The organism is Mesorhizobium sp. 1B3, assembly GCF_050958605.1.
Classification (GTDB): domain Bacteria; phylum Pseudomonadota; class Alphaproteobacteria; order Rhizobiales; family Rhizobiaceae.
In genome coordinates, this window is sequence record NZ_JBJHDO010000014.1 from 86,856 (window position 1) to 103,370 (window position 16,515).

The window sequence follows — 16,515 nt, forward strand, 5'->3', positions numbered from 1 at the left end:
GCGCATGCTTCAGCAATTCCTCGTCGTCGCCGGACTGTCGTCCGCGACATACATGCTGGTGGCCCTCGGCTTCACGCTGATCTTCGGGATCATGCGGATGGTGAACTTCGCGCATGGTGAATTTCTGCTGATCGGCGCCTATACCGTCTTCGTCGCCCAATACACGTTGGGACTGGACTACATGATCGCACTTCCTCTGGCGGCCCTGGTCGCCGGAGGCTTTGGCGTCGTTGCCGAGCGGTTGCTGTTTCGACGCTTTGCCGGCGATGAAACCGGCGGCATGATCGTGGCCCTGGCGCTTGCCATCACCATCAAGGGCGCGGTGACCATCGTCTGGGGCGTGGACAGCCAGCCGATCGAGCGACCCTTCTCGGGCTCGTTCCAGATATGGGGCGCCTTCATCCCCAAGGATCAGCTCTTCGCAGCGATCACAGCGCTCATGCTGGTCGGGGTGGTCTACTGGCTTTTGAACCACACCCGCCTCGGTCTGGCCATGCGCGCGGTCGCGCAATCGCCGGAAGTCGCGCGGCTGCAGGGCATCACGCCGTGGAAGACCTATCCGGTCGCCTTCGCCATTGGCTGCGCCCTCGCCGGCTTCGCCGGGGCTCTGGCAGCCCCCATCTACGGCGCAGAGCCCAATATGGGTGACGCGGCGCTGATGAAAGCCTTCATCGTCGTTGTTCTCGGCGGACTTGGTTCTATCCCCGGAGCGTTGCTGGCGGCCTGCCTTCTGGCAACCATCGAGGCGGGCATCTCGATCACGTTCAACTCGACCATTGCGGCGCTGGTGTCTTTCCTGGCTGTGATCGTGGTTCTGCTGGTGCGTCCGGCAGGCATTCTGGGTAGGTCCTGATGCGCAACTCACACATCGTTCTCGCGGTTTTCATCGCCGCCGCCGCGCTCTCCCCGTTCCTCATCGGGGGGCGCTTCACATTTCACATCGCGATCCTGATCGGCATCAAGGCGCTCCTCGCGCTGAGTCTGCACCTGATGTTGCGTATCGGCCAGTTGTCGCTGGTCCAGGCCGGGTTCATGGGCATGGGCGCCTATGCGTCAGCGCTCCTCACGCGGGATGTGGGCTTTCCCTTCCTGCTCGGCCTCGCCTCGGCGATCGCCATACCAGCCGCCATCGCCTATGCGATCGGCACGATCATCCTCAAGGTGCGCGGGGTGCATTTCGCGCTGCTCACCTTCGTGATGGGTGAGGCGATCGTCCTGATCTTTGTGGAGTTCGTCTTCCCCTTCGGCGGCAACAACGGCCTGATGAGCATTCCGGCCGCTTCGATCTTCGGCCTGTCGCTGCACAGCCGGGAGAGCTTCTACATCTTCGTGCTGGTCGTCGCAGGTCTCGCCCTCTTGGTGCTGCGCGGCATGTTGCATGGGCAACCTGGACGTATCCTCGACGGATTGGACAAGAACGAGCCTCTGGTTCAGGCGCTCGGGATCGATGCCCTAGGCTGGCGCCGCTTCGTTTTCGTCGTCAGCGCTGGGATCGCGGGGGCTTCCGGCAGCCTCTATGCCCATTATCTGAGCTATATCTCGCCTGAGGCCTTCAATGTCACCACCACCATCAATGTGCTGGTGATGAACGTCATCGGCGGCGTCGGAGCAATCGCCGGGCCGATCATCGGCGCGATGATCCTCGTTCCGCTGCCTGAACTCTTCCGGACCGCGATTGCCTACCAGCAGTTCCTCTACGGTGTTTCGCTTCTCTTGCTGATGATGTTCCTCTCGCAAGGGCTCACTGGCGTGCTGCGGAGAAAGAAATGACCGGCGCGCAACTCGAAGTGAAATCGGTCTCGCGCAGCTTTGGCGGAATCAAGGCGGTCGAGAATGTCTCATTCGCGGTCGATCCGGGGCGCATCACCGGCCTGATCGGCCCGAACGGCGCGGGCAAGACCACGCTGTTCAACCTGATCACCGGCGGCATGCGCGCCAACAGCGGGCATATCTATTTCGATGGTCATGACATTTCCGGCTGGGCACCGGGCAAGGTGGCGCGTGCGGGCCTGGTGCGTAGCTTCCAGGCGGCGATGACGCTTCCGGACCTGACGGTGCGCGAACATCTGGAGCAGGCCGTTCTCTTCCGGACCGTGGGCACGCCGCTGGCACTACTGTCGGCGCGCAGGTTGCGTGCCGCGCGCGAAGAAGCCCAAGCGGTGGCGCAGGATGTGCTGGTCTTCACCGGGCTGGAAGAAAACGCCGGTGAAGTCGCGGCTGCACTTCCCTACGGGTTGCAGAAGATCCTCGGCGTCGCCATGGCGATTGCCACCACACCCAGAATGCTGCTGGCCGACGAACCCGCGGCGGGACTGAACGGGACGGAAACGGCGCGCATGGAAGCGCTGTTCCGCGCGATGCACCATGAACGCGGCATAGCGTTGATCGTGATCGAACATGATCTGCCGATGGTGATGCGGCTTTGCGATCGGATCGTGGCTTTGGCGCAGGGCCGGCTCATCGCCGACGGCACGCCGACAGAGGTGCGCAACTCTCCCGCCTTTATCGAAGCCTATCTGGGGAGCGCGGCGGATGCGGCTTGAACTCGACAACGTCTCGATCCACTACGGGGCCATCCATGCCGTGCGCGACGTCTCGATCGACGTGGCCTCGGGCTCCGTCGCGGCGATCATCGGCGCCAATGGCGCCGGCAAGTCCACCATCATGCGAGGCATTGTCGGACTGGTTCCCCTGTCGAAGGGAGAGATCCGCATCGATGGCCGGGTGATCACAAATCTGCCGACCGAACAGCGAACCCGCTCCGGCATCGCGCTCTCGCCCGAGGGCCGCAAGCTCTTCTCGGAAATGACGGTGCACGACAACTTGCTGTCCGGCGCCTATCTGCGCCGCGACGCGCGGGCCATCCGTGACGATCTGGACATGGTCTATGCGCTGTTTCCTCGACTGACCGAGCGGCGACAGAGTCTCGGCCGCAATCTTTCGGGCGGCGAGCAGCAGATGGTGGCGATCGGCCGCGCGCTGATGGCCGCCCCCAAGCTTCTGCTGCTGGACGAGCCATCCCTCGGTCTCGCCCCGGCTGTGATCCACATGATGGCTGGCGCTATCCGCAAGATTGCGCTGACCGGGGTGACGGTGCTTCTCGTCGAGCAGAATTCCCACCTCGCACTGTCGCTCTCGCAGATGGGGCATGTCCTGGAGGGAGGGCGTCTCGTCCGTTCGTCGCCGGCGTCGGACCTCTTGCACGACGAGGATTTGAAGCGCGCCTATTTGGGCGATGACCCCCTGGTGGTCAAATGACGGAGGAGACGCGATGAAACTGTTCTACTCGCCGAATTCGCCTTTCGCGCGAAAGGTATTGATCTGCGCGATCGAACTGGATGTCGACGCTCGGATCGAGCGGATTCCGGTTACGCCGCATCCGATCAACCGCAATCAGGACTTGGTGGCGCTCAACCCCCTGGGACAGGTCCCCACGCTAAAGACAGCCGACGGCGAGGTCATTTGCGACAGCCGGGTGATCTGCGAGTATCTGGCCGCATTGGCTGCGGAGCAGAAGGTGTTCCCGCAAGGCCCGCGTCGCTTCACCGCGCTCACCGAGCAGTCGCTCTGTGACGGACTTCTGGCCGCGTGCCTGTCGATCCGCTACGAGCGCAGCACCCGGCCGGAAGCCAGCCGGTCGGCCGAATGGATCGGGGGCCAGATGGCCAAGATCGAAAGCGTGCTGGATGAGCTCAACCGCCGCTATGCCCCGCCGCCGGCGGGATTTGACATAGGACATGTCTCGGTGGCCTGTGTGACCGGCTATCTCGCTTTCCGCTTTCCCGAGATCGAACTCGCGCCGCGCTGGCCGAATCTGGCCGCCTATGATGCCCACATGAATGAGCGTCCCTCATTCGTAGAAACCATTCCGGCGGGCTGACCCCGCCCCCCCATCATCCCCTCATTTCCGGTGAACCGCATGCTCTCCTCGCAACAATGGCTGCTTGATCATCTCGATGATCCACGTGTTCGCATCTTTGACTGCACTGTCGAGATGCGACCGCAGCCCGTCGGCAAGTCGATCCTGATCAGCGGTCATGGCGGCTGGGCTCGCGCCCATATTCCCGGAGCGCGCTATCTGTCGATGCCCGACGAACTCTCGGCTCCTTCCGGTAACATCCCTTATGGGCTGCCCCCCGCAGCGCAGATCGAAAACGTGCTGCGGGCCCATGGAGTCAACGACGGCGACATCATCGTGCTCTACGGCGCGGGTTATCTGGGGCCGGTCGTACGCAGCTGGTGGGTGCTGACCGCGTCAGGCGCGCCGGACGTGCGCATCCTGGACGGGGGGCTCGAAGGCTGGCGCGAGGCGGGATTGCCGTTGAACGACGCGTCGAGCACGCCCGCCGCGGGAAATTTCACCGCGCGCTCCCGTCCGGACCTGGTCGTCGGTGCCGACGAGGTGGACGCGGCGATCGGCGATCCGGATGTCGTCCTCCTGAATGCGCTATCGCCCGAGCAGTTCAAGGGGACCGGCGGCGTGCATTATGGACGGCCCGGCCGCATTCCCGGCAGCGTGAGCGTGCCCTTTCGCGATTTCCTGAAGCCCGGCACGTCCTGGTTCAAGAGCGGCGACGAAATCCGCGCTATTCTCGATGCGGCAGGGGTTTTGACGCGTCCCCGCATCATCAACTATTGCGGTGGCGGCGTCGCGGCGAGCGGCACGGCCTTCGTGCTGCATCTGATCGGTCGCGACGATGCGGCGCTCTATGACGGCTCGCTCACCGACTGGTCGGCCGACCCGGAGCGGCCGATGCTGGTCGACCCGGCCTGACTATTGCCGCACGGCAGGTTTTTGCAATCATCAGGAGGCGAACGTGATCAAAGCGGATCTGGCGGGAAAGACGGTGTTGGTCACGGGCGGCCTCTCGGGGATCGGTTTTGCCGCGGCAAGGATGTTTGGCCTGAATGGAGCCAAGGTTTGCATCAATCACCTGCCTGGTGATTCGCATCTCGAGCAGAGGCTTGAGGAATTGCGCGACCTCGGCATCGAGGCCGAAGGCTGCGCGGGCGATGTCAGCAAGCCGGGCGAGGCCGAGGCCATGGTCGCTGCGGCCATCGCATCGCTCGGCGGGCTCGATATCCTGATCAACAATGCTGGTACTTCGGGCGGACCGCAGCCCATTCCTTTCACCGAACTCGATCAGATGACCGAGGAGTTCTGGCAGCAGATTCTGTCGACCAATCTGCTCGGCGTGTTTCGCTGCACACGCGCAGCCGCCGATACGCTTCGCGCGCGCAAGGGGGCGGTGGTGAATACCGCGTCCATCTCGGGTCTCGGTGTCCGTGGCAGCAGCATCGCCTATGCCGCCAGCAAGGCTGCGCTCATCAACCTGACGCGCAGCCTTTCAGTGGCGCTAGCGCCCGAAGCTCGGGTGAACGCGGTCGCGCCTGGATTTGTCGACACGCCCTGGACGCAGAAATGGTCCGGCGAGCGGCGGGCCAACGCCGTAGAGCGGACTTTGCTCAAGCGCATGGCGCAGCCTGAGGACGTTGCGGAAGCGATGCTCTTTCTTGCCGGCGGGGCGGACTATATCACCGGGCAGACGATCGTTCTGGACGGCGGCGTCGCCAATTGAGCGCACCGGCGGCCCGCCGGAAGGAGAGAAAGCCGATGCATCATTGTCATTCGCAATGGGGCTGCCGTGAGGATATCGGGGCTGGAGTTCATCTGACTCCGGAAAAGACGCTCTCGGCGCTTGCGCTCGTGCGCGAGGGACAGGTCCTCGATATCAGCCATGACATCTACTACGGCGCGCCCTGCATGCCACCCAATCAGACGCCCTTCCTGATGTCGATCTTCTCCGGCTGGAAAGACACCATCAAGCGTCGTCGCAAGCTGGGCCATGTCAACGAGATGGGCACCAATCTCGAACGCGTCGAGATGACCATGCACGTCGGCACCCATATCGATGCTCTCGGCCACGCATCGATCGGCGATCGCCTCTTCAACAACCGCTCCGCCGAGGAGGTGGTGACCAACTGGGGGCTGGACGCGCTGGGCGCCGAACATATCCCGCCGATGATCACACGTGGGCTGCTGTTCGACGTGGGTGGCGAAGAAGGGCTCCGGACCGGCCAGGTGGTGAGTGTTGACGACCTGCGGCGCGCGGCCGATCGCGGCGGCTTCGCGGTCGAGAAGGGCGACGTGGCGATGATCCGCACCGGATGGGGCCGGCATTTCGAGGTCGACAACGCCAAGTATCTGCATGGCGAGCCCGGCATCGATGTCGCGGGCGCCGAATGGCTGATCGAGCAGGGCGTGGTCGCGATCGGCTCCGACAATATGGCGGTCGAGGTCCTTCCCAACCCCGACCCTTCGCTGGTCATGCCGGTGCATCAGCTCGCCCTGGCCGAACACGGCGTCTATTTGATCGAGAACCTTGCGCTCGAACTGGCTGGGCGGGAACGGCTCTATACGTCCTGCTTCGTCCTTCTCTCACCGAAGTTTCGTGGCGCGACGGCCGCCCCGGTGCGTCCGGTTCTCCTCCGGTAGAAGACGGGGCCGGTGCGCCCCTCAACTCCGACCGTCAGGTCTGATTGGCCGTGATGCGGGTCTTGTACTGCACCTCTTCGGGCGGATAGTATGAGACCGAGACTTCAAACAGTCTGTCGTCCTCGCCATAGAACCGGCGAATGATCAAAAGCGCCTGGCTATTGCGCCTCTTGCGCAGCACATCCGCCGCTTCGCGTGTAAAGGGCGCCGAGGAAACCTCCACATCGATGAACTTGACGGTCTTCTTGTACTTCTTCTTCAGAATTTCGTAGACGCCGCCGCGTTCATGTCCGATCAGGTCGACGACGCCCAGATACTCCTTGCGCAGATAGATGTAAGACCATGAAACCGCACGGGTGGTGCCCGGTGCGCAACGATAGGTGTCGAGCTGCGCCCAACCCTCGAGGTCACCATCCAGCCGGGCCTCCGCCGGTTGCTTCACCAGGTGCAGAATGGTCTGCTTTAGCTTGAGATCGGTATGTTCGAGATAATGACCCAGACTGTCCGATGATTCGAAGTTCAGGCCGTATAGTGGCATGGACGATGCGCTGATGACCCGGGTGCCCGCGCGCTTCTTGCGCTGGACGAGACCGCGGTTCTGCAGATTTCGTACCGCCTCGCGAATTGTGTAGCGGCTTGCGTTGAACTCCACGCAAAGGTCCACTTCATTCGGAATGTTGTCGCCGACGCGATAGAGGCCATCCGAGATGCGCTGGATCAGCACGTGGGCAATCCCGTCGATCTTGGAGCTATTGGCCTTGCTCGGTGGCTCCATTTGTCATCTCTCGTGATTAGAAAGAACGGCGTAGGCGGCTCGTGGCCGGAGCGACATGCAAACCGTCTTTGCCGTCGAAGTCCGTGGACCATCATCCGAAAATGGATGCGAGAAATCCCCTTGGATTGCAAGTCCTTGACACCGCGAAGCGGCCCCGAAATCACGCGGGATCACACTCGTGCCGGCCCCCTCGGTCGCACGTGGTCTGTCGGGTGTGGCGATAGCGACAGGTGTAGCGCGGAGCAAGTTTCCAGCGAACCGCTAGTCTTAGTCGGGATGTCACCGGCGAACCGGCCGCGCGCCCTCAATGCACCACGACGCCCAGCTTCTGCCGCAGCTTGTGCATGCGGGTCTCGAGCATCGGCAGCGGCTGGCCGCCTGCGGTGGCAACGCGCCGCGCCATGGTGATGAGGTCGCTTTTTTCCGCTTCGTCGAGCCGTTCGCGCAGGAGCGGCGTCAGCGTGTCGATCACGACGCCCGCATCGTCCACTCGGCCGGCCGCCCATTTCGCGTAGTCGATGGCATCGTCGGCCCTGCTCTGGGCAGCCACGCCCGCAATGACCTCGCGCAACGCCTGTTCGCGTTCCCTCGTCATCCGCGGCCCATCCGTGGCTATGGCCAGAATGAGCGTTGCGGCGGCCACGACCGGGTCATCGATCGCCGTGAGCGCCGACATCTCGTCCTTGCCCTCGAGCCGTTCGCGCCGAACCGATCCGCGCACGCGCCCGAGCACGTCGGCGACGTCGTCGGCCGCTTCCTTGATCATCTTGCGCCGGTACCACCACAGCACTCCGGCGACCAGCAGGACGATCACGATGAAGGTTACGGGCATTTCAGGCCGACTCCCTTGCGGCAACCAGCCACAATAGAACATCGGAACCGGAAGAGGGAACCTGTTTCGCGCCGGCTCCCTATCTGGCGAAGCGCCGGGACCCGGCGACGCAGAACACCACCGCGGCGGTGACCGCCACCATCAACATGCTGACGGGTTCGCCAAGCAGGAGAGCCGCCAGTGCCAAGCCGAAAAAGGGCTGAAGCAGTTGCAATTGGCCGACGCCGGCTATGCCGCCGAGCGCTAGGCCGCGATACCAGAAAACGAAGCCGACCAGCATCGAGAAGAGCGACACATAGGCAAGTCCGATCCAGGCCGGTTCGCCGATGCCGTTCCAGGATGCCGGGAGCGTAGCCAGCGCCAGCGCGCCCATGACGGGCAGCGACAGCACCAGGGCCCAGCAGATCACCTGCCATCCGCCCAGCTTGCGCGACAGCTTCGCTCCTTCCGCATAGCCCAGCCCGCAAGCGATGATTGCCGCGAGCATCAGGAGGTCGCCTGTCGGAGAGGCGGAAAAGCCCTGCACGGCAGCGAAGCCGGCGACCAGGGCGCTGCCCAGCCCTGAAAACAGCCAGAATAGCGGGCGCGGGCGCTCGCCGCCGCGGATCACGCCGAAAATCGCGGTCGCAAGCGGCAGGAGACCGACAAAAACGATCGAATGCGCCGCGGTGACGTGCTCGAGCGCCAGCGCCGTCAACAGGGGAAAGCCCACCACCACGCCCAGCGACACGATGACGAGCGGAACGAGGTCATCACGTTGCGGGCGCTTCTGCCCGAGCGCGACCAGCAGGAAGGCTGCGAGAAGGCCGGCAATCGTCGCGCGCGCCACTGTCAGGAAAACCGGATCGAAATCAGCCACGGCGACACGCGTCGCCGGCAGCGAGCCGCTGAAGATCAGCACGCCCAGAAATCCGTTGATCCAACCTTCCGTCGTCTTGTCCATCGGGCACCCCTCGTCTTTCGAAAACTTCTGTCCGCCGAAGCCCCTGGATTTTCCAGAGACGGTACATTACGGTTTTTACAAACTGTATTGGGGAAGGTAGCAGTACAGTGGAGAGCAATGCGTCGGACGATTCCGAGGGCACACGCGTCGAGCGGGTGATGGGCGTCATACACGACCGCATCGCCCGCCGCTCCCTCACGCCTGGGGCAAGGCTTCCCTCCATCCGCGCTTTCGCCGAAACCATGCAGGTCTCGAAATCCACCGTTGTAGAGGCTTACGACCGGCTGGCGGCCGAGGGGGCCATCCGGTCCCGGCCCGGCTCCGGCTTCTTCGTCGCCGCGCCCCTGGCGCCGCTGGCCTTGGCCGAGATCGGGCCGCGTCTCGATCACGCTGTCGATCCCTTCTGGGTGTCGCGCCAATCGTTGGAAGCCGGGGCCGACATGCTCAAGCCCGGCTGCGGGTGGCTCCCTGCCGAGTGGATGCCGGTCGAGAGCCTGCGGCGCGCGCTGCGCGGTATCATCCGCACGGCCGAACCGGCGACGCTGACCGATTACGGCTCGCCGCGCGGGCTCCCGGCATTGCGCCAGCTTCTGGCCCGGCGCATGGTCGAGCGCGGCATCGAGACCGCGCCCGACCAGATCCTGATCACCGAATCCTGCACGCAGGCTCTTGACCTGCTATGCCGGTTCTTGATCGAGCCCGGCGATACGGTGCTGGTAGACGACCCCTGCTATTTCAATTTCCTGGCTCTTCTGCGAGCGCACCGCGCGAAGGTGGTAGGCGTTCCGCTGACGCCGGCCGGACCGGATCTGGCGCTCTTCGCCCAGGCCTTGTCGGAACACCGGCCACGCCTCTACATCACCAATTCCGGTTTGCAGAACCCGACAGGGGCCTCGCTTCAGCCGAGCGTCGCGCATAGGCTCCTCAAGCTTGCCGCGGAACATGGGCTGATCGTCATCGAAGACGACATCTTCGCGGATTTCGAGCATGAACCGGCGCCGCGCCTCGCCGAACTCGACGGACTCGAGCGGGTGATCCGCATCGCCAGTTGCTCGAAAACCCTGTCTGCTTCGGTGCGCTGCGGCTACATAGCCGGCCCGCGCGACTGGATCGACAATCTCGTCGACCTCAGGATCGCGGCCGATTTCTCGAGCCGCCGCCTCTCGGCCGAACTTGTCCTGACCGCCCTGACGGACGGCAGCTACCGAAAGCACATGGAAGCGCTGCGCGCGCGGCTCGCAAAAGCCATGGCCGCCACCAGCCGCCGGCTGAAGGGGCTCGGCATAGAACCATGGCTGGATCCGGAGGCCGGCATGTTCCTTTGGTGTCGCCTGCCGGACGGGCTCGATGCCGGCGAGGTCGCGCGCCGGGCGCTCGGGGAAAAAGTCGTGCTTGCGCCGGGCAACGCATTCAGCCCGTCCCAGACCGCGCCGGACTTCATGCGCTTCAACGTCGCCCAATGCGCCGACGACAGGGTCTTCAAAGTGTTGGAAAGGGCGATGCGAAGCGAATAGCGAATGTCTCTTCCCTCACGCGCACGCCTGCCGTACGCGCCTTGGTGCGAAACTGCAGCCCAAAGCGGCACTTCCCGGGCCTATTGGCATTATTTCCACATTCCTCGCATGCGGCTCTTGAGGTCGATCTCGACCCGCGGTTGGGAGACGCGACCTTGCGGCATCGGCGCCGGGGGCCAGGCGACGCGCTCGAAACGGTCGAGGATATGGTCGGGGACGAAGCGCGTGCGCGAGGCATAGACGTGGCGGTCGCCGTTGCGCGCCTGGCCGTACGTGAAGAAACGCTGCGGCGTGATCAGGTGAAGCGAATCCTTGGCCCGTGTCATTGCCACATAGAGGAGACGGCGCTCCTCCTCGATCTCGTGTTTTTCGCCCACGGCGAGGTCGATCGGCATGCAGCCGTCGACGGCGTTGAGAACGAAGACCTTCTTCCATTCCTGGCCTTTGGCCGAATGGATCGTCGAGAGGATGAGATAGTCCTCGTCGAGATGCGGTGGGCCCGGCTGGTCGCTCACCGCATCCGGGGGATCGAGGGTGAGGTCGGTCAGGAAACGCTCGCGCGAGGCGTAGGCGGCAGCGATCTGCTCGAGCTGCAGGAGATCGGCGCGCCGGGCGGCGGCGTCCTCGTGGATGCGATCGAGATGCGGCTCGTACCATAGCCGCGCCCGCTCGAGATCGGCCGGCCATGTAGCGGAACGCGAGCGAAGGCCGGAGAACAGCGCCAGGAAGGCCGGCCAATCGGCCTCGGCCCGCTGCGGCACGCGGAAGGCGGAAAGCCCCATCACCGCGTCGAGCGCGCCTTCCATTGTCTCGACGACCTGCCCGGCCGTCGTCGGGCCGATGCCCGGCAGGAGCTGCAGCACCCGGAAGCCGGCAACGCGGTCGCGCGGGTTCTCCGCGAAGCGCAGCACCGCCAGCACGTCCTTGACATGGGCGGCGTCCAGGAACTTCAAGCCCCCGAACTTGACGAAGGGAATGTTGCGGCGGGTGAGCTCGATCTCCAGCGGCCCGCTGTGATGGGAGGCACGGAAGAGCACGGCCTGCTGCTTGAGCGCGGTCCCGCCCTCGCGCTCCTCCAGGATGCGCTCACAGACGTAATTCGCCTGGCCGGTCTCGTCGCGCACCGTCACGAGGCGTGGTCGTTCCGACGACCGGCGCTCGGTCCACAAATTCTTGGTGAAGCGTTCGGTGGCCTCGCCGATGACCGCATTGGCGGCTGCGAGGATCGTGTCGGTCGAACGATAGTTGCGGTCGAGCGTCACGACATCGGCGGAGGTCGGGAAGAGGCCGGGGAAATCGAGGATGTTGCGCACCTCGGCGGCGCGGAAGGAATAGATCGACTGCGCGTCGTCGCCGACAACGGTGAGCCCGCGCCCGTCGGGCTTCAGCGCCGTCAGGATCGACGCCTGCAGGCGGTTGGTATCCTGATATTCGTCGACCAATATGTGGTCGAAGCGGCCGCCGAGTTCTTCCGCGAGCGCCGGCTCGCCGACCATGCCCGCCCAGTAGAGCAGCAGGTCGTCGTAATCGAGCACGTTCTGCGCCTGCTTGGCCTCGACATAGGAAGCGAAGAGTTCCTTCAGCGCATCCGCCCACTCCCGGCACCAGGGAAAGACGTCGGCCAGCACCTCCTCGAGCGAGGTCTGAGCGTTGACGGCGCGCGAATAGATGGCGAGGCAGGTGCCCTTGGTCGGAAACCGGCTGTCGGTCTTCGACAGGCCGAGCTCGTGCCGGACGAGGTTCATCAGGTCGGCCGAGTCCTCGCGGTCGTGGATCGTGAAAGCCGGGTCGAGGCCAATCTCGGGCGCAAGCTCGCGTAACAGCCTTGCCCCGACGGCGTGGAACGTGCCGGCCCAGGAGAGGCCGTCGGCCAGGATCGCAGCCTTTTCGCCCATAACCTCGCCCGCGATCCGCTCGACCCGCCGCGTCATCTCGCCCGCTGCCCGCCGCGAGAAGGTCATCAACAGGATGCGGCGCGGATCGGCGCCGTTGACGATGAGGTGAGCGACCCGATGCGCCAGCGTGTTGGTCTTGCCCGAGCCGGCGCCGGCGATGATCAGCAGCGGCCCGGAGATGCCTTCTTCGCCATGCCGGACGGCCGCCCGCTGCGCCTCGTTGAGCTTGGCAAGATAGGCGGGTTGGAGGGACGAATCAGGTGCGGCGATGTTCATGGCCGGCATCAAGCATCGTTTCCGTTTCGTTCGCAATGCGGCGGCCGCTCGCAGAGCACCTTCGACATGGTTTCCCCTGCGGGAGATCGCGTTTTATCCTGCCGCGGTTCGGGCCGATTCGGCGTGCCCGCTGATGTCGGAGCAAGTATGAGCCGTTCGGCGGATTGGCTGATCGCATTGGCGGCAGGTGCCGTGCTCGCGGTCATGATCCAGGTGAACAGCGTTCTCGCCGCGCACAGCACCGCCTTCTTCGCTTCCTGGGTCGCGCATGGCGTCGGGGCGCTAGCCGCGCTTGCCCTCATCGCCGTTATGTCCAGGCCAACCGGCGCGGCTCGACCGGAGAAGCCGCCACTGTGGTCCTATCTGGGCGGCGTGCCGGGAGCCTTCACCGTGGTCTTGGCCTCGGTCACGATCAACGGCGGCTTGGCCCTTTCGGTAACGATCGCGCTGATGCTGGCGGGCCAGGTCGCCTTCGGCATGGCGGCGGACCAATTCGGCCTGTTCGGTATGATGCGTCGCAAGCTCGGCAGGCGCGATCTTCTCGTCGTTCTGGCGGTGCTGGCTGGCAGCCTGCTCCTTCTCTTTGGTGGCAGATGAGCTGGCTCGTTTGCCTCGCCCTGCTGAACGGCGTGCTGATCGGGGCGAGCCGGGCGATCAACGCGCGTCTCGGCATGTCGCTCGGGGCTTTCCGTTCTTCCTTTTGGAATCATCTCGGTGGCTTCCTGCTGCTTGCCGCGCTGCTCTTCGCACTGTTCGACCAGGGATGGAGGACCGCATCGGGCGCACCGCTTTTCGCCTATTTCGGAGGCGCGCTTGGCGCGCTTTTCGTGGCGATGAACAACCGGGTTATCCCGCGCATCGGCAATGTGGCGTCTCTGGTGCTGGTCATCGGCGGCCAGATGATAGCCGGGTTGGCGATCGACTATTTCGGAGGGGATCTGCTGCCCACCCCGTGGCAGCTCGCGGGCCTGGTGCTGATCGCGGGGGGCGCCAGCCTGGCGCGCGGCAGAAGATAGATCGAGGCCGCAGAGTGCCGCGCACTGGCCTTCGGCAGACGGCGGCAATCGCTGTGGTCGTATGCAAATGTATGAACCCATCACCCATTTCATGCACCCCTCTACGCCTTATGCCTAGGGCCTACGTGCCTACACGCTGTGGTAGCGTTTCGCCCAGGTGGAAAGGCCCCGCGTGCCGCGGGGCAACGGCTTGGAGGCCAGTCATGACAGACTTGAGAGCCTTGGTAGGGGCCGGCGCGATCGTGTTGTTGTCGCTCGGCCCGAGTTTCGCCTTGGGAGATCTGTTCCCGTCACTTCCGGGCGGCCCTGACAAGCCGCCGCATTCGCGCGCCGCGCCCGGACCGGTCATCGGCGTCGGCCTTCCCGTGGTGGTGGCGGCCGGCGGCTATGTCTGGTTCCGCTATCGTTCCAAGCAGAAGAAGAAATAGGTGCGCCCTCGCCGGCGACCGTGAGACAGTTTGTGGCATATGCTTCGTTGCGACAAGCAGGAGCGGCATCCGGTTTCGGGTCGGATACCCTGAGGCAGCGTGCCGAAAGGTGGATGCCGGTTTTCGGCAGGAACGCTGCGAAAAACAGGGGTCTACAGCATCGGACCGATTCCGAAATCGAGTCCGATGCCGTAGCCGGCCGTCCCCTCCTGCTTACCCGCAACGAACTGTACTGCGGACTGGCGATCGTCGGTTTCGCCAATGGCGTCAGCGAACGAGCCGGTGACGAGATCGCCCGGTCGGGAGTGGCCGGCGCTTTTTTCAACACGTTTGGCGTCAGTGTCGTCGTTTGGGCCGCGCTGATCGTCGTTCTCTGGCTGCTGCTGAGGGCCAAGCCTGAGCGCGTCCGAAGGGCCGATATCGCGGTGGGGGCAGTCGCCTCCGTCGCATTTCTCGTCCCGGTGCCCTCCCTCGCCTGGTTGGCGGTTGCCGGCACGGCCGCGCATCTCGTATGGACATCGGCGCCACGAAGCCGACTGCGCAGGGCCGCGGTCGTTCTCGGCGCACTCACCGTGCCGATGCTGTGGGCACGTCTCCTGTTTGGGGCTCTGAGCAACACGCTGCTGAGCCTCGACGCGAAGCTGGTTGGCTGGCTTGTCGGTGTCGAAAGCACTGGAAACGCCATCCCCTTCGCCGATGGCTCCGGCCTGCTCTTTCTCGAACCGGCCTGCTCGTCGCTCACCAACGTGTCGCTCGCGCTTCTCTGCGGCGTGATCTTCGTAAAGGCCTATGACCGGCCGTGGACCGGCTCCATCCTCGCCACCATGTTGCTGGCTTGCATAGTCACTGTGGCCATCAACGTCATGCGCATCAGCGTGATCGGGGTCCTCCCCGCCACCTACGAGTTGATGCATGGCGGAATCGGAGCGACGCTCGCAGCCTGGGCAACGATCATCGCCGTGACGCTCATCTACACGAAATGGATCAAGCCCGATGCGCCTGATCCTGCTTAGCCTCGTCTTCGGCCTGCTGCTCGTCGCCAGTCTCGGAGCCAAGATGCATGGCGATCTCGGCGGTGGACTGGCTGCGAGCGCCCCCGATGACGCCGACATCCTCGCCCTTTTTGGCCGGCATGGCTTCGCGATCACGCGTGCGGAGCCCAACACCGATCCGGTCTGGATCACCGGCAGGCAGGGAGACTGCGCCATCGACATCGCCAGCATTTCGCCGCGCGGCTGGCACCGCACGGTGGTCGACTGGCATGCGAGCGGCCGGACGCTGCACTATGCCGTCGACGGTGGACTCTTCGATCGCCAGCCGATCCTGAAACCGACGATGGTCCACTATCTCAACCGACTGAAGCGGTACGCCGGCCTCGACGCCCCGGCTGTGAAGGTGCGTGCGATAGTCCTCGCGCCGGAATGCCCGGCAGACGCCATTCCCACGGCGGAGCTTGCGGCCTTGTCCGAGTGAGAGGGCGGCGATTCCTCTTCGGCGGATCGACATCTGTCCGCTATCCCCGGACCATCCGGCTCAGGCAGCGTTGAAGAACGCCGGGACATCCTGTAGCTGGAGCAGGTCTTACGAGGGACGCGGTGCAGCACTACGTCATCAATCTCGCTCGGTCGCCGGAGAGGCGAGCCGCCATGAAGATCCGGCTCGACGCGCTGGGCATAGCCTACACATTTTTCGACGCTGTCGACGCGTCGAAGGGGGAGCATCTTCAGGGATCGCGCTACGCGCCCAGAAGGGCGCTGTGGTTTCGCCAGCGCCCCATGAGTCCGGCCGAGATCGGCTGCTTCGCCAGCCACTATCGTCTCTGGCAACATTGCGCCTCCGGCAGCGAGCCGATAATCGTGATGGAGGACGACATCACGATCGATGACGGATACGCCGACGTCGTCCCGCTGGCCATGGCCTGCATTGCCGGCACCGATTTCATCCGTTTGGCGGGTCTCAACGAGGTCCCCGCAGTGACGATCCGCCGGCTCGACGCGCGCCACGGGCTCGTCCGCCTGCTCAAGGGTCCGGCCGGGACGCAATGTTATGCGATCTCGCCCGGGGGCGCCCGCAAGCTTCTCGCCAAGGCCGATCGCTGGATCGAGCCGGTGGACGACTATCTCGATCGATTCTGGACCCATGGCGTGCAAAGCATGGCCATCCTGCCGTTTCGCGTCCATCACGACGACGACGAACCCTCACTGATCGGCAAGGACAGGAACAATCGAGAGCGCTCGATGATCGGAACGCTGGGCCGCACTGTCAGCCGGCTCCACGCATCGCTCGCCCGCCGCCTATCCAACATCCGCCATCTCGGCTTGACCGCCGGGCGGGGCTGAC

The 16,515-nt window shown here is 64.5% G+C and carries 19 protein-coding genes; 15 read left to right on the forward strand and 4 right to left on the reverse strand.

What is annotated here, in order from left to right; translation table 11 throughout:
* Nucleotides 1–4: 4 nt before the first annotated feature.
* The 8 genes from ACCO56_RS28185 to ACCO56_RS28220 are packed head-to-tail and all read left to right on the forward strand — an operon-like array spanning nt 5 to nt 6,496.
* Nucleotides 5–853 carry a branched-chain amino acid ABC transporter permease gene (locus ACCO56_RS28185; protein ID WP_433644248.1) on the forward strand — a complete coding sequence of 283 codons (849 nt, stop codon included), beginning with the start codon at nt 5–7 and terminating at the stop codon, nt 851–853.
* The gene (locus tag ACCO56_RS28190) at nt 853–1,770 is read left to right on the forward strand and encodes a branched-chain amino acid ABC transporter permease (RefSeq protein ID WP_433644249.1); all 918 of its coding nucleotides are present in this window, start codon (nt 853–855) and stop codon (nt 1,768–1,770) included. The genes ACCO56_RS28185 and ACCO56_RS28190 overlap by 1 nt, the downstream gene beginning before the upstream one ends.
* Nucleotides 1,767–2,543 carry an ABC transporter ATP-binding protein gene (locus tag ACCO56_RS28195; RefSeq protein ID WP_433644251.1) on the forward strand — a complete coding sequence of 259 codons (777 nt, stop codon included), beginning with the start codon at nt 1,767–1,769 and terminating at the stop codon, nt 2,541–2,543. Before ACCO56_RS28190 ends, ACCO56_RS28195 begins: the two co-directional genes overlap by 4 nt.
* Entirely contained in the window at nt 2,533–3,258 is a 726-nt protein-coding gene (locus ACCO56_RS28200) for an ABC transporter ATP-binding protein (protein WP_433644252.1), read from the forward strand. The genes ACCO56_RS28195 and ACCO56_RS28200 overlap by 11 nt, the downstream gene beginning before the upstream one ends.
* 13 nt (nt 3,259–3,271) lie before the next feature.
* The gene (locus ACCO56_RS28205; protein WP_433644253.1) at nt 3,272–3,880 is read left to right on the forward strand and encodes a glutathione S-transferase family protein; all 609 of its coding nucleotides are present in this window, start codon (nt 3,272–3,274) and stop codon (nt 3,878–3,880) included.
* Between the two features lie 39 nt (nt 3,881–3,919).
* The gene (locus tag ACCO56_RS28210; protein WP_433644254.1) at nt 3,920–4,774 is read left to right on the forward strand and encodes a sulfurtransferase; all 855 of its coding nucleotides are present in this window, start codon (nt 3,920–3,922) and stop codon (nt 4,772–4,774) included.
* Between the two features lie 43 nt (nt 4,775–4,817).
* Nucleotides 4,818–5,579: an SDR family NAD(P)-dependent oxidoreductase gene (locus ACCO56_RS28215; protein ID WP_433644255.1), complete on the forward strand. Its 762-nt coding sequence runs from the start codon at nt 4,818–4,820 to the stop codon at nt 5,577–5,579.
* Between the two features lie 35 nt (nt 5,580–5,614).
* On the forward strand, nt 5,615–6,496 hold the full coding sequence (locus ACCO56_RS28220; protein ID WP_433644256.1) for a cyclase family protein: 882 nt from the start codon (nt 5,615–5,617) through the stop codon (nt 6,494–6,496).
* A 34-nt stretch (nt 6,497–6,530) separates the two neighbouring features.
* On the opposite strand, the gene ACCO56_RS28225 is transcribed toward ACCO56_RS28220, so the two are convergent.
* The 3 genes from ACCO56_RS28225 to ACCO56_RS28235 all read right to left on the reverse strand — a co-directional run bounded on the left by ACCO56_RS28225 (nt 6,531) and on the right by ACCO56_RS28235 (nt 9,046).
* Nucleotides 6,531–7,271 (reverse strand): GntR family transcriptional regulator, encoded by a 741-nt coding sequence (locus ACCO56_RS28225; RefSeq protein ID WP_433644257.1) that lies wholly within the window; start codon nt 7,269–7,271, stop codon nt 6,531–6,533.
* Between the two features lie 304 nt (nt 7,272–7,575).
* Nucleotides 7,576–8,103 carry a hypothetical protein gene (locus ACCO56_RS28230; protein WP_433644258.1) on the reverse strand — a complete coding sequence of 176 codons (528 nt, stop codon included), beginning with the start codon at nt 8,101–8,103 and terminating at the stop codon, nt 7,576–7,578.
* Nucleotides 8,104–8,182: 79 nt separating this feature from the next.
* Nucleotides 8,183–9,046: a DMT family transporter gene (locus ACCO56_RS28235; RefSeq protein WP_433644259.1), complete on the reverse strand. Its 864-nt coding sequence runs from the start codon at nt 9,044–9,046 to the stop codon at nt 8,183–8,185.
* 158 nt (nt 9,047–9,204) lie between these two features.
* On the opposite strand from ACCO56_RS28235, the gene ACCO56_RS28240 reads away from it, so the two are divergent.
* Nucleotides 9,205–10,560 (forward strand): PLP-dependent aminotransferase family protein, encoded by a 1,356-nt coding sequence (locus ACCO56_RS28240; protein ID WP_433644326.1) that lies wholly within the window; start codon nt 9,205–9,207, stop codon nt 10,558–10,560.
* Nucleotides 10,561–10,649: 89 nt separating this feature from the next.
* On the opposite strand, the gene ACCO56_RS28245 is transcribed toward ACCO56_RS28240, so the two are convergent.
* A complete protein-coding gene (locus tag ACCO56_RS28245; protein WP_433644327.1) occupies nt 10,650–12,731 on the reverse strand; it encodes an ATP-dependent helicase in 2,082 nt (693 codons plus the stop codon).
* Between the two features lie 147 nt (nt 12,732–12,878).
* Here ACCO56_RS28245 and ACCO56_RS28250 point away from each other — a divergent pair, with 147 nt between their 5' ends.
* The 6 genes from ACCO56_RS28250 to ACCO56_RS28275 all read left to right on the forward strand — a co-directional run bounded on the left by ACCO56_RS28250 (nt 12,879) and on the right by ACCO56_RS28275 (nt 16,514).
* Nucleotides 12,879–13,328, forward strand: a complete 450-nt coding sequence (locus ACCO56_RS28250; RefSeq protein WP_433644260.1) for a DMT family transporter — start codon at nt 12,879–12,881, stop codon at nt 13,326–13,328.
* Nucleotides 13,325–13,747: a DMT family transporter gene (locus ACCO56_RS28255; protein WP_433644261.1), complete on the forward strand. Its 423-nt coding sequence runs from the start codon at nt 13,325–13,327 to the stop codon at nt 13,745–13,747. Before ACCO56_RS28250 ends, ACCO56_RS28255 begins: the two co-directional genes overlap by 4 nt.
* Before the next feature lie 203 nt (nt 13,748–13,950).
* Entirely contained in the window at nt 13,951–14,175 is a 225-nt protein-coding gene (locus ACCO56_RS28260; RefSeq protein WP_433644262.1) for a hypothetical protein, read from the forward strand.
* A 113-nt stretch (nt 14,176–14,288) separates the two neighbouring features.
* On the forward strand, nt 14,289–15,188 hold the full coding sequence (locus ACCO56_RS28265; protein ID WP_433644263.1) for a hypothetical protein: 900 nt from the start codon (nt 14,289–14,291) through the stop codon (nt 15,186–15,188).
* The gene (locus ACCO56_RS28270; RefSeq protein WP_433644264.1) at nt 15,169–15,648 is read left to right on the forward strand and encodes a hypothetical protein; all 480 of its coding nucleotides are present in this window, start codon (nt 15,169–15,171) and stop codon (nt 15,646–15,648) included. Before ACCO56_RS28265 ends, ACCO56_RS28270 begins: the two co-directional genes overlap by 20 nt.
* Before the next feature lie 122 nt (nt 15,649–15,770).
* Nucleotides 15,771–16,514 (forward strand): glycosyltransferase family 25 protein, encoded by a 744-nt coding sequence (locus ACCO56_RS28275; protein WP_433644265.1) that lies wholly within the window; start codon nt 15,771–15,773, stop codon nt 16,512–16,514.
* Nucleotide 16,515: the final 1 nt, after the last annotated feature.